Below are 13,323 nucleotides of genomic sequence, written 5' to 3'. Positions count from 1 at the left end.
TAGATTCTACTGGAAAATTCATTGCTCATAATGACGCTGATAAAGTGTTGCAATTGAACATTAGTGAAGATAAAGAATTAAATGTAATTGCAAACGATATTATGAATAATCGTAATGGCTCAGTCAATGTAAAATCAAACGGTCAGAACTACAAAGCGTATTATATGACCATTGATAGCACAGATTGGAAGCTGGTAGTTATGGCGCCAACAGATGAGCTATTTGCCTCTGTAGATCGTATGGTAATGGTTGCAGCCATTGCTGCTTTTGTAATTTTGCTATTAACAATCATTTGCATACATCTTTACAGTACTTCTTTCTCAAAATCCATTAAGCGCTTTGTTAACAATTTAGCTTTCGTAGCAAAAGGTGACTTTACTCATCCTGTCGACATTACAACAAAAGATGAAATCGGAAAGATGGGCGAATATTACAACAATGTGCTTAATGATTTAAGACATATGGTAAATACGATTACTAATAATTCAAAAAATATCGCCACAATGACTGATAAAATGTCCATGACTTCCGAACAAGCAGCCATTGCCTCTGCTGAAGTTGCAAAAACAACTGAAGAAATTGCAAATGGTGCAAGTCAACAAGCCAAGGACGTTGAATCAACTGCTGTAAATGTAGCAGAATTGAGCGATTTACTGGAAAAGGATTCTCGATACATTAATGAACTAAATCAAGCGATCGAGCAAATCGAAACGCAAAAAGAAGAGGGATTTGAGATTGTAAAAGGGCTTGTTGAAAAAACAAATGCAATCAACAATGCTACAAATGAAATTTACCAGTTAATACTAGAGAATGGTGAAAGCTCTGAAAAAATTCAAAATGCAAGTGAGATGATTGAAAATCTTGCCGGTCAAACTAATCTGTTAGCTCTTAATGCCGCTATTGAAGCTGCTAGAGCTGGAGAAGCCGGTAAAGGATTCTCGGTTGTTGCCAGTGAAATAAGAAAGCTAGCAGAGCAATCAAATCATTTCGCTAATGATATTTCAAATATAATTAATGAGTTAATGCTTCGATCGAATTCTGCTGTTCACACTATGAATGAAGTGAAAACAATTTTTAACGATCAAGCCGATAGTGTAAAGCAAACAGAGCATAAATTTGAGGCGATTGCAGGAGCAATAGGTACAATTAATGCCATTATTGTTAAACTTAATCATTCTGTAAACCTGATGACTGAAAATAAACATAAAATTACTGAGTTAACTCAAAATCTTTCAGCCATTGCGCAAGAAAACGCCGCTGGAACAGAGCAAGTCTCTGCAACTATGGAAGAACAAGCTGCTGCTATTGATGAAATTGCGAATTTCGGTAAGCAATTATCAGAGGTTGCAGATCAGTTAAACGTATTGGTAAGTAAATTTAAAATTTAGGCTTAACCTACTTACCTTACATTATACTTAACGCATAACTTCGAAACGATAAGAGCTGCCCCGAAGGCAGCCCTTATCGTTTGCTTTTATTTTCAGATCCTAGTGGAAATCTACATCGATTTTTTTCTTTGTATCCTTTGCTAATTTTGGCATTCGTACTTCAAGCACACCATTTCTGTAAGTTGCTTTGACCCCTTCATGGGAAACTGGGCTAGGCAAAGTAATCATTCGTTGGAAACGTCCTGCATAGCGTTCTTTTCTATACATATTTTCTTCTTTTATTTCATTTGTACGATTAATAGAACCGCTAATACTTAATCTATTATTTTCAATATCAATATTCACATCTTCCTTCTTTTCAAGCCCAGGAATATCACATGTCGCAACTACTTCATGTTCTGTTTCATGTACATCTACTCGTATTCCGCCGAAACTATGCTCATGATTAAACGGAAACGGAAAATCTGAAAAGAAACGATCAAATTCTCTGCTCACATTTGAGAGTTGTCTGAATGGATCATATGGTACTAATGCCATTTTCATTACCTCCCTAATTTTTATTCATGGATATTATTCCAATTTTTCATTAAAAAATACTTCTTTTTTTGAAATTTTATGACTTAATTTTCCTAATTCCTTATCTTATCCTATTCCTTCGACAATTATAACGTTACCGCGATCTGTCAGATCCGCCTAATTGCACAGCATGTACATATTTATGATTCCCGCATTCACTTTTTTATTTCGAATAAAATTGCTTTTTATATAGTTCATAAATTCCTCGTTGTGCCTCGGATATTGGATCTTTAGTCATTTGCTGCTCAGCTTCTTCAAATATTTGCTGACTAAACGTAATTAAATCGGTAATTTGATTTTTTATTTCATTTGGAATTGATAAATCATTTAAAAAATCGGACGCATAACGCACAACAACTTCACGATTGCTCGCATTTCCTTTATTAAATATATCGTTGTCCTCAAACAACCAAAATTCAAGCCGTTCACAATAAGGTTTATATTTGGCTGTAACAGCATTGTTATATTCTGATACTGGTTGCTGACGATTTGGAGGAAGTTCATTGTATAGGAAGTACTCACTTTTTTTGCATTCAATTAAGATTTCCGCTCTAACTAATTCCCCTTTTTCAAACTTTAAATGTTGATCTACCGCAATATCAGGTACAAAGCCATTTGGGAGTTGAGGATGAATCATAATGTTACCGTAGAAATGTTTAGCTAACGCTCTGCATATTTCTTCCCAGCGATTTCCGATTTGAATATTAGGATCATCATTCAACTCAGCATTTGATACTTCAGGCAAAGTAAACCTTTGATAAATTTTAAAAGCGTCATTTGGCACTCCATTTTCATTTGCATCGTAATATTCACAAACATCTTTAAATAAAAATAGTGCCTCTTTATCACCTAAAATAAGCAATGCTTGTAACGCTTGCGAAGCAGGATGCTCACTATAATCCGCTAACGTTGTTATTTTGTACCAATTTTGAGAATCAGCAATCGTTTTCCAAAGATATTCATTTGAAGAAGTTTCAATGCTTCTTAAAATCATATAATTTGTGTCAGGCAGTTGCTTGATCGCCTCTAATACAAGCCTGCGAAAACGAGAATTAGGACAGCAAATTTTATCCAGACAACTGTCCTCTTTCAAAATTAAAATTTCATCTATTGGGAAGACTAGCTCATGAGATGCATTATGCACAAAATCAAAGCTCAATTCTCTTAGCAGGTGAAGCCAAAATTGATAAAAGTATAACTTATATAAGTACGTTTCCTTTAGTATAATCGGCAGCTTTGATCTAAAGGCTGCATCATCCTCAACTTCCATTCTCTCCGCTTTTTTATATGTATCCTCTGTTATACTTGTCCAATCTAGTTTTTGATGAATAATAAAGTAAAGCGCTAATTCTTGAATTAAATCAGTGTAATTCTCCCTAATTTCCGAAATCAATCCTCTGCGCAGAATAATAGTTTCAGCATACAGCTGCTGTAGAAACTCAATCAAATCTTGAAATCTAATATTCTGCTTTGCATATTTCTTTATCGAACTGTAAATGCGTTCACCTTTATCTTCCTTCTCTAAGCGAAGCCATTCATACTCGTCCAATATCGGATTATAGAGGTCACGATATTCTTTTAGCCAATAAAGTAGTTGTTTAGTTTCATCAGCCCCTAATCTGCACATAATTTGAATGACACTGCTCGTTACATTTAAGTTGTCTCCAAGCAGTGCTTCCTTTAAAAGATTAGGTTCAATACCATTTTCCTGTATAAGCTGTAACATTTCATCTACTGCTTTTTGTCGAGCTCTTTTTTTTGTATCCTGCATCTTTTCAATGAGAGTAGTTATTTGTTCATTTATCACTGTCTGTCACACCACACATATCGGTTATTTTATAGAAAAACCCGCAATCCAAATATTGGATTACGGGCATGTTCAAGCGTCATTTTAAACTTCAAAAGCATAACAGTAAATTATTTAAGAAAACTGTTCGCTTATAGTTGCTCAGAATGTCTAAAGTTATCTTGTTCCCGCCTAATATCATTAAGCACATCATCTGGATCTGCTGCATATCAGTCTACTGCTTGTTTATCCAATTATAGCAATTGTGCATAAATCCGTTCAATGATTACAGCTACTTCTGCTCTAGAAATATCTGCTCTCGGAGCTAGACAAGAGCCATCATTTCAGAAGATAAGTCTCGATAGATATAGCTATACCCTCCACTTCACCTAACTCTGCTAAATTATTTGTAACCTTACAGACAAGACATTCATAGAATGATAATACTTTAGACCCTTCGTGTTACAACAGATAATTAACTTTCATAGGGGGGAATTGCTGTGAGTCTTTATGTTATTAATCTTTCACCAACATTAATTCAAGTATTAAAAGCAGGAGAAACAAATCCAAGACAATTCAAACGTATGATTTATGGTCAAGCTACATCAAATGAAAATGGTGTAGCCACACTTTATTTCACAGATAACGGCTTAGCTACTGGAAATCCATTATTAACAACAATTGATTATGCTGTGGCAAGCGTATATTCCACGAATTCTTCCATCATTTCTAGACCTAGAGTTCAAATGCGAGAGAAAAACATTGCTGGAAAATATGTCTCTGCCAACGTTACAAAAGTAGAAGGTTTGAACTTAACCCTTCTAGGAGTCACAGTTTTAGGTTCAGAAGAACCTGTGGATAATGTTGCAGTAGATTTTATGATTTTAGGCAGCTATGAATATTAAAATATGTATCCTCTATTGTAATAGGTTGAAGATAACCTTTAACCCTAATAACTCCCCTTATGTGATTTTACCTTTACACTAACTTTTGTAATATTTTCCTTTTCCTCTTTTGATGCAATCGAGTGCAATAAATATTCCTCATAAATATCACCATCTACTTCCAGTTGCTCCTGTTCTAAATAAGCGTACAGCCTATGATAAGTCTCAAACTGTGAGAATTCATCATAAGTTCCTTGGTGATAAATGATCGCGTAATGCCCAGCCGGTTTCATTTCTGCCGATGGGTCATCCAGACGACAAAATAGGTAGCTTGTGCCTCCAAACTCCTTATTTAGAAAATCTTCTTTTGAAACCACAATACCGTAGGCAGCTGTGCTTTTAACTCCTAGCTTTTTTAAAAATGACGTAGATTGCTCATAAAGTTCCTCCATTGATACCGACCAATCTATTTTTCTGTCGCTATACACAACAGGTTCGGCAGGTAATTGCTTTATTGATACTTGTTCAAATGAAACCTCCTCCATCTCTTTTGTCAGCTCAGTCGTTCGTTTGAAGAAAAATTGAATGTCCTGCAATTTTTGAATTTCTTTTACTACTTTTTCCTGCTGCTCCATTACTAAATGTTGTAATGCTTGGATGTTAGGCTCGTCAAAATACGTTTTAAGTTCTTTAATCGGCAGTCCTACGGCACGAAGCGATTGAATCGCTACAAATTGATCAAACTGCTCAAATGTGTAGTAGCGATAGCCATTATCAAAGGTGCCTGCTGGCTTAAATAAATCGATTTTATCGTAATAAAGCAACGTATCTTTATTGATTTCGAGCAACTTGGCAAATTCGCCTGTCGAATATGTTTTTTTGACTGTCTTTTTCATTTTTCTTTTCACTTCTTTCTTTACTATGGAGTTACTCTATACTTTATACTGTTCTTTGAAAACATAGCATGAAAGCAAAAAGGAGACAAGCCATACTAAGGTGTTGTAAGCAAGTGTGAGTGCTTTACTTTGGAGTCTACTATTTTTGACAATTGGGCGAATATTTTAATCAGTAATTTAATAAGGAAGGTTTTTAAAATGAAAATGCAAAATGAACAAATTACATTAGCTCCTCTGCCTGAGGAAGAGCTAGCCACATTTAAAACAGAATTACAAGAGGCATTTATGAAAGGATTACAAGATAGTTTTCCGGACGCGAAGGATCTAACTGAGATGGGACCAGTGCCATCAGAAGAAGATTACATACATTCCTTACATGCTAAAGATTCGGTTATACGTCAATTTATTCAAGACGGAAAACGAATTGGAGGTGCTGTATTACAAGTAAATGAAGAAACAGGACGAAATGAAGTTGATTTCTTTTATATAATATCGTCAGCACATGGTAAAGGTATTGGCACAAAGGCATGGTTTACTATTGAAGCAGCATTTCCTGAAACAAAAGTTTGGGAACTGCATACACCATATTTTGAAAAGAGAAATATCCATTTCTATGTGAATAAGTGCGGCTTTAAAATTGTCGAGTTTTATCATAAAGGCCATCAAGAACCGAATGGTGAAAGAGAAAATTCTGATTCCGATGAGGAATTTGAATTTTTCCGTTTTGAAAAGGTCATGACGAAAGAGAGTCGTGACTTATAATGCAGAGAAAGATTAAACAGCTTTGGACATTAATAAATCTCAGTCAAATAGCTAAAAGTCAATTTATTTTTTTATTTTTTATTAGTATTGTAGAGGTCGTAGCAGGCCTAACTGTTCCCTTACTAACAATGAAGCTTATTAATCAAATTTCATCAAGTGGCTTTGCCTTCTCATCACTTTTACCGGTCATTGGTGTTGCCCATCGATTATCGACGATAATAAACGCAGACCAAATCCTTGTCTTTGAAGAAGGACGCTTGTCGGGTCAAGGTACTCATGAAGCATTACTAGCAACACATTCGTATTATCAGCAATTATGGCATAACGGTCATTTAGCATAAGATTAGATTTTAAATAAATGATGAGCCTGGGACAAAACCCAGCTAAATGAAAGAAAACTCCTGGTGCTCTACAAAGTAGAATGCCAGGAGTTCATTTTTTACATACAAAAGGAACACTTTCTGTTAAAATTTAAGTATCTTACCCCAAAAATTTCAAAAGAAAGGTGTTCCTTATGTTTAAAGATTATAACATGAATCAATTAGTTTTGCCTCTAAATTTAGAAGTTAAATTAGATAAACATGATATCGCATTTGCCATTCATCATTTGGTCGAAAGTATTCCAGATGAAGCGTTTCGTTCGTTTGTTCGTCGTGACGGTTGTCCAGCCTATCATCCGCGCATGATGCTCAAGATCATTCTATGCGGCTACACTCAATCTGCCTTTTCTGGTCGTAAAATTGAAGCTCTTACGAAAGACAGTATTCGGATGATGTGGTTAGCTCAAGGCTATGAACCTTGCTACCGTACGATTAATCGTTTCCGTGTTCATCCTGTGATGAAAGACTTACTCCGCCAGTGCTTCGTTCAATTTCGCTCGAAGTTAGTGGAAGAAAAGATCATTACCCAAGAAGCGATGTTCATTGATGGAACCAAAATTGAAGCCAATGCGAATAAGTTCACCTTTGTATGGAAAAAAGCCGTGGACAAACATCATGCTCGGCTCATTGAAAAGTCGAATCAACTGTACAACGAGTTATTGGAACAAAAGATCATTCCAGAGCTTGAACATGAGCAAGAACTCTCTACGGAAAACTTACTGGAGATCGCAGAACACCTTGAGCGAGTGGTTGAAAGCTATACAGAAAAGATCGCAGCATCCGAAGATACGAGTGAACGAAAACAATTACGAAGCAAGCGAAAAGCACCAAAACAACTACTCAAGCAAGTCCGTGATTGGATGGAACGAAAAAACATGTACAAGCTTCATCAACAACGATTCGGAAAGCGCAACAGTTATTCCAAAACCGATCCTGATGCAACCTTCATGCGAATGAAAGATGACTACATGAAGAATGGACAATTGAAGCCTGGATACAATGTACAAATTGCAACCGAAGGACAATACACACTGGCTTATGGTATCTATTCCAATCCAACGGACACCAAGACGCTTATTCCTTTTCTTGATGAAATTGAAACCCATTATTTTGACTTGCCTACCTATATCGTAGCGGATGCCGGATATGGAAGTGAGCAAAACTATGAGGATGTGATCACGAAGCGCAAGCGTGTTCCATTAATAAAGTATACGATGTATGAGCGTGAGCAAAAGAGAAAGTCTAAAACCGATCCATTTCAAACAAGTAACTGGCACTATGATGCCGAAAAGGATCGTTATCTTTGTCCAAATGGACAGGAACTAACGTTTCAACGCTATACCATACGCAAAGATAAAGATGGGTTTGAGCGACAATTCAAGATCTATGCTTGTGCGGATTGTACAGGATGTCCTTTCCGATCCTCATGTACGAAAGCACAAGAAGGAAGACACCGACAACTGATGATCAATGCACGTTGGGAACAACAAAAAACCTATGTAAGAGAGCAGCTTTCAGGAGAAAAAACAGGGGAGATCTACCGTCAACGAAAAATTGACGTAGAACCAGTTTTTGGATTCTTGAAGGCTAATTTAGGTTTCACTCGCTTTTCAGTTCGAGGAAAACGGAAAGTTGAGCATGAGATTGGACTTGCCTTAATGGCAGTAAACTTAAGGAAATATGTGCTACGAACGTAGCATAGCATTAGAAAAACAGAGCCTAAAATGAGCAAACGGTGAAATCTTTGAACAGATTTCACCGTTTGCTTGTTTTAAGAGACAAGTTTTGTCCCAGGCTCAATCGTCATTTATAGCTAATCCTGTCACAGAATTTAAATAGATGTTAATCATTCGCTTGAAAATTTGGGAGCTGATCTTTAAATTTAGTCCAGTCCATGTTCATTTCCTCATCCGTCAATAAACATTCATCTAATCTGCTTTCAATTTTCTTTCTGTCCATATTAATTCCGATAAAAACTAATTCAGTCATGCGATCTCCAAATTCCGGATCCCATCTTTCAAGGATTTCAGGTTCCTCCTTCAAAATTTGCTCTCTTTCCTTCTTAGGATAAGCAGCAATCCATTCTCCTACAGCTTGCATCGTAATAGAGGGACCTGCCTGAGATAGTAAGCCTGCAAAATCATTTCTCGATGCAAGCCAAAAGAAGCCTTTTGCTCGAACAACATCAACAGGCCAATGCTCTAGCCATAGTTGAAAACGTTCAGGATGAAACGGTCTTTTTCTTTTATAAACAAATGATGAAATTCCATATTCCTCTGTTTCGGGAATATGTTCCTCATTTAATTCCTTTATCCATCCTGCTCCTTGGCTTGCTTCTTCAAAATCAAATAAGCCTGTATCTAAAATATTGTCTAGCTCAATTTGCGAATGTATACTTTCGATAATTTTTGCACTAGGATTGAGCTTCTGTAAAACCGCCTTAAGTTTAAGAGCACTTTCTTGATCTATTAGGTCAATTTTGTTTAAGACGATCACATTAGCAAATTCGATTTGATCAATTAGCAAATCAACTACTTCACGTGTATCTAATTCATCAGTAGCTTGCTTTCGATCTAGCAAACTTTCACCTGATGAAAAGTCAGTCCAAAATCGGTTAGCATCTACCACGGTTACCATTGTATCGAGTCGACAGTATTCAGATAAATTAATTCCTAGATTTTCATCGACATAAGTAAAGGTTTGAGCAACAGGAATTGGCTCAGAAATCCCCGATGATTCAATCAAGATATAGTCAATGTCGCCTGATTTAACAAGTTTTTCAACCTCGATCATTAAGTCTTCTCGCAAAGTGCAACAAATACAGCCATTTTGAAGCTCGACCAATTTTTCATCAGTTCGGACAAATCCACCCCTTTTTACCATTTCAGCATCAATGTTAACCTCACTCATATCGTTAACAATGACAGCAATTTTTCGATTTTCACGATTATTTAAAACATGATTTAACAATGTTGTCTTGCCTGAGCCTAAATAACCACTCAACACTGTAACTGGAATTTTATTCATATTCTCACCTATCCTTTTAACTTAAATTTGATTATTTTAATTTCTGAAGAAGGCACGTCTTGCAAAACGAGGACAACACTTTTTATCTTCAACCCGTTAAAATCGACTCGCCTTATCTTTTTTCAGTTACCTGTTTGTAGTTAAATTACTTGCGTTGATATGTAATTAATCTCTAGCCTATAAGCGTAATGATTACGATTAATAACTGTGCCTTATTATTATAATTCGTAATCATTACGATTTGCAAGCGATTTTTCGTCTCACCATTTTTTAAATATTAAAAGTCCCGATGAATGATTCATCGGGACTTTCCTCAATAAAATTACAGAAGTTTGAAACTGTGCTACCAAATTAGATATATCTCAGCTTCTTTCAATTAACTATTTATTATGATTAATATTTAAATTGCTCAATACTCTCTTTCATATCATGTGCTAATTTAGCTAGTCTCTTACTTGCATGTGATATTTCTTCCATCGAGGCTGTTTGCTCCTCTACAGATGCAGATGCCTCTTCTGTTCCAGCTGCATTTTCCTCAGCACTTGCCGATATGTTATGAATGATTTGGATAATTTCATTCTTTTTGCTTTCCATTTCATTTGAAGAGCTGTTAATTTGCATAATTACTTGCTTCATCTGGTCAATAGCATCGGCAATTCGATCAACTTGGCTATTCGTATCATTAACGCTTTCTGTCTGGGATTGTACAATTTCCCCAACTTCACGCATTTTCCCAACAGCAAACTCTGTCTTTCCTGTTAGGTCATGGATGATTTCAGAAATTTCTTGTGTAAATTTATTTGATTGTTCGGCTAATTTTCTTATTTCGCCCGCCACAACAGCAAAGCCCTTTCCATATTCTCCAGCTCTAGCCGCTTCGATAGAGGCATTTAGAGCGAGGAGGTTCGTTTGCTCCGCTATACTTTTAATCATTTGACTAGCAGTTCCAATTTTTGACGCACTTTCATTTGTGTTGATAATGATATCTGATACTTCTTTAGCTTCTGCATAACTACTGTTCGTCTTTTCAACCAAAGCTTTTAATATGTCTAGTATCTCCAGTTTTATAGCATCTACTTCATTGGCAGATTGATTTAGATTATAAATATCTTGTTGAGCTTTTGTAATAAGATTTCCTAACTCACTAATATACGCAGCTCCTTGTTCAGTATCTACAGCTTGTTCTCCAGCAGACTTTGAAATTTCTGCAATAGCTCGAGAAACCTCATTAGCAGCAGTGACTGTTTGTTCGCTCGTTTCCATTAAGTCATTTGAAGAAACAGAAACTTCTTTAGATGCATTTGAAATGGAGGCAATAAGTTTCGTTAAGCTCGATTGCATGTTGCTTGTATCTCTCATAATATCCCCAACCTCATCCTTAAAACGTAAATATTTTTCAGGAATAACTTGGGTAAAATCTCCATCTCCTAATTGTTTTAAGTGAGAAGAAGCGAATTTGATTGGTTTTGATATTCTGTTGGAAAGGAAATAAGCTATTATTATAGAAACGATAATTACAATTACTGTTGTATATAATATGAATCTTGTTATTTCATTAGCACTTTTTGTGAATTCACTTTCTTCTACAAATACAAAATAGTTAAAACCTAATTCTTGATTTGAAGAAGGATGAACACTAGCTATGTATTTTTTCCCATTTATTGTCGCAGTAAATGACTCCTGCGGCAAGTTTGCAATATCTTCAAATTGTTTAATTCCGAGTGTAGAAATATTGGAAAATAGTAAACTGTCATCTTTTGGATGTGCAATGATATTGCCAAGACTATCTGCAAGAACGATATAACCTGTCTCTCCAATTTTATTCGTCTTCATCAGATCAGTTAAACTCGTTAAATCAACGTCAATGCTCAATACACCGCGCAGCTGTTTGTTATCATCTAAAACTGCTCTTGCGGCATAAATTACGAGCTGACCACTGGAAGTTGTATAGGCATCAGAAAAGTTAACTTTGTCTGGATTAGCAGTCGCTAGTTTATACCAGGAGCGTTCTCTCGCATCATATCCCTCATCGCGAGGATTTTCTGGATATTGGACAAACCCGCCATTTTCCTCTACCCCTAATGACGAAGCTAATATGTTAGGGTGAGATTCTACGTAGGATTTAAATGTTTTATATACTTCTGCTTCGAACGGATCTCCTTCCAGTGGTTTCATTGGAACTTTGCCATCTACCCCTTTTTTATCCACATATGTTGTAATTCTGCTATCTGTTTCTTTCAGAAGCGATAAATTTGTTAACATTAAAGAATTTGATTCAACCTCAGCAAAAAAAGCGTCAATACTCGCATCAATATTAGTCAACTGAACATCTATTGTTTGACTAAATTCCTCTTCTGTTTGTTTACTAACTTTAAATGATACAACAATGCTTACGAGTGCTAAAGAAATTATGGTAATCCCCACAATAGATAATATTAATCTGTTGTTAATGGTGTAGAGATTAAGCCTTGCCCTGCTTCGATCTTGCTTTCTGTCCTCTGCCATAAAAAACTCCTTATATAAATGATAGATTGTAATATGAAGTGCGACACCTAAAAAAATAACCCATGACGAAAACTCGTGTAGAATGAAGTTACCACACACCATCTACAAGGAGGCTCGTCATGAGCTATACACATCTTACCATAAACGAGCGTATAAAAATAGAAACATTATTTCATTTAGGCTGGAGTGCGAGAGCCATTGCACAGCAGATCAAACGCCATCATTCTACGGTGTCTCGTGAGCTTCATCGTTTGAATACCTCGTCTTCTGCTTATGAGGCTAGCGATGCGCAAGCAGATTACCAGCGCAAACGCATGCAAAGCAAGCCTAAAGGGAAGTGGACGAAAGAAAGAGAACATTACCTTACTCAAACCTTGGCTGCAACGTGGTCCCCAGAACAAATTGAAGGGCGCATGAAACAAGACTATCCTGAGCAAGCGGTATCCTTCAAAACCATTTACCGCTGGATTTACCAAGGTAGGCTAGTCCAAGGGAACACCATCTTCTTACGACAGAAGGGAAAGCGTAGAAAGCCTCGTGAAAGCAGAGGTCGCTTTAATCTCGGGTTATCCATCAGGCAACGTCCAAAAGAAGTGAAGCAACGTGAATCCTTTGGTCATTGGGAGCTTGATACTGTCGTTTCTAGCCGTGGTAAAAGTAAAGGCTGCTTGGCTACTTTTGTTGAGCGAAAAACACGCTATTACCACGCTGTAAAAATGCCAGACCGTTCAGCGGCATCTATGGAGCAAGCGGTTGCTACGGTGCTAGAAGAACTCGCGTTGCCTATGCTCACAGCTACCGTTGACCGTGGAAAGGAATTCGCCTGCCATCAAGCATTGTTAGAAGAGCATGGCTTGACGGTATACTTTGCTGATCCATATTCATCTTGGCAAAGAGGCAGTAACGAAAATGCAAATGGACTTCTCCGAGAATTCTTTCCTAAGAAGTACGACTTAAACACCGTTGATCAAGCTGAACTTCAATGTGCTTTGGATTTAATTAACCATAGACCACGCAAATGTCTGAATTGGAAAACTTCTCATGAGGCAGTTATGGAAGAGTTGTCGCACTTAGCTTGACAATCTATCAAATATTAAAAATAAATAGAATCCCATTTAA

At 36.6% G+C, this 13,323-nt stretch carries 10 protein-coding genes and 1 pseudogene; 6 read left to right on the top strand and 5 right to left on the bottom strand.

Annotated elements, in window-relative coordinates:
• The first annotated feature begins 44 nt into the window (after nt 1–44).
• Nucleotides 45–1,388, top strand: coding sequence for a methyl-accepting chemotaxis protein (locus tag AC2TDL_RS11695; RefSeq protein WP_484696287.1), 1,344 nt, complete (start codon nt 45–47; stop codon nt 1,386–1,388).
• Between the two features lie 99 nt (nt 1,389–1,487).
• Here AC2TDL_RS11695 and AC2TDL_RS11690 read toward each other — a convergent pair whose 3' ends face one another.
• Nucleotides 1,488–1,925, bottom strand: coding sequence for an Hsp20/alpha crystallin family protein (locus tag AC2TDL_RS11690; protein ID WP_484696286.1), 438 nt, complete (start codon nt 1,923–1,925; stop codon nt 1,488–1,490).
• A 202-nt stretch (nt 1,926–2,127) separates the two neighbouring features.
• A complete protein-coding gene (locus AC2TDL_RS11685) occupies nt 2,128–3,771 on the bottom strand; it encodes a hypothetical protein (RefSeq protein ID WP_484696285.1) in 1,644 nt (547 codons plus the stop codon).
• A 479-nt stretch (nt 3,772–4,250) separates the two neighbouring features.
• On the opposite strand from AC2TDL_RS11685, the gene AC2TDL_RS11680 reads away from it, so the two are divergent.
• Complete coding sequence (locus AC2TDL_RS11680; RefSeq protein WP_484696284.1) at nt 4,251–4,655, top strand: hypothetical protein; 405 nt, start codon at nt 4,251–4,253, stop codon at nt 4,653–4,655.
• 44 nt (nt 4,656–4,699) lie between these two features.
• Here AC2TDL_RS11680 and AC2TDL_RS11675 read toward each other — a convergent pair whose 3' ends face one another.
• Complete coding sequence (locus tag AC2TDL_RS11675; protein ID WP_484696283.1) at nt 4,700–5,530, bottom strand: MerR family transcriptional regulator; 831 nt, start codon at nt 5,528–5,530, stop codon at nt 4,700–4,702.
• 198 nt (nt 5,531–5,728) lie between these two features.
• On the opposite strand from AC2TDL_RS11675, the gene AC2TDL_RS11670 reads away from it, so the two are divergent.
• The 3 genes and pseudogenes from AC2TDL_RS11670 to AC2TDL_RS11660 form a co-directional block, all read left to right on the top strand.
• On the top strand, nt 5,729–6,292 hold the full coding sequence (locus AC2TDL_RS11670) for a GNAT family N-acetyltransferase (protein WP_484696282.1): 564 nt from the start codon (nt 5,729–5,731) through the stop codon (nt 6,290–6,292).
• 128 nt (nt 6,293–6,420) lie between these two features.
• Nucleotides 6,421–6,633 (top strand): hypothetical protein, encoded by a 213-nt coding sequence (locus AC2TDL_RS11665; protein WP_484701337.1) that lies wholly within the window; start codon nt 6,421–6,423, stop codon nt 6,631–6,633.
• Between the two features lie 173 nt (nt 6,634–6,806).
• A pseudogene (locus AC2TDL_RS11660) lies at nt 6,807–8,354 on the top strand (IS1182 family transposase); the annotation flags it as partial.
• Between the two features lie 160 nt (nt 8,355–8,514).
• Here AC2TDL_RS11660 and AC2TDL_RS11655 read toward each other — a convergent pair.
• Nucleotides 8,515–9,699: a GTP-binding protein gene (locus tag AC2TDL_RS11655; protein WP_484696281.1), complete on the bottom strand. Its 1,185-nt coding sequence runs from the start codon at nt 9,697–9,699 to the stop codon at nt 8,515–8,517.
• Nucleotides 9,700–10,092: 393 nt separating this feature from the next.
• Nucleotides 10,093–12,204, bottom strand: a complete 2,112-nt coding sequence (locus AC2TDL_RS11650; RefSeq protein ID WP_484696280.1) for a methyl-accepting chemotaxis protein — start codon at nt 12,202–12,204, stop codon at nt 10,093–10,095.
• 119 nt (nt 12,205–12,323) lie between these two features.
• Here AC2TDL_RS11650 and AC2TDL_RS11645 point away from each other — a divergent pair, with 119 nt between their 5' ends.
• A complete protein-coding gene (locus AC2TDL_RS11645; RefSeq protein WP_484696043.1) occupies nt 12,324–13,283 on the top strand; it encodes an IS30 family transposase in 960 nt (319 codons plus the stop codon).
• The last annotated feature ends 40 nt before the right edge of the window (nt 13,284–13,323 follow it).

Source organism: Paenibacillus sp. plas6 (assembly GCF_057221655.1).
This window is presented reverse-complemented; position numbering and strand designations above follow the sequence as displayed.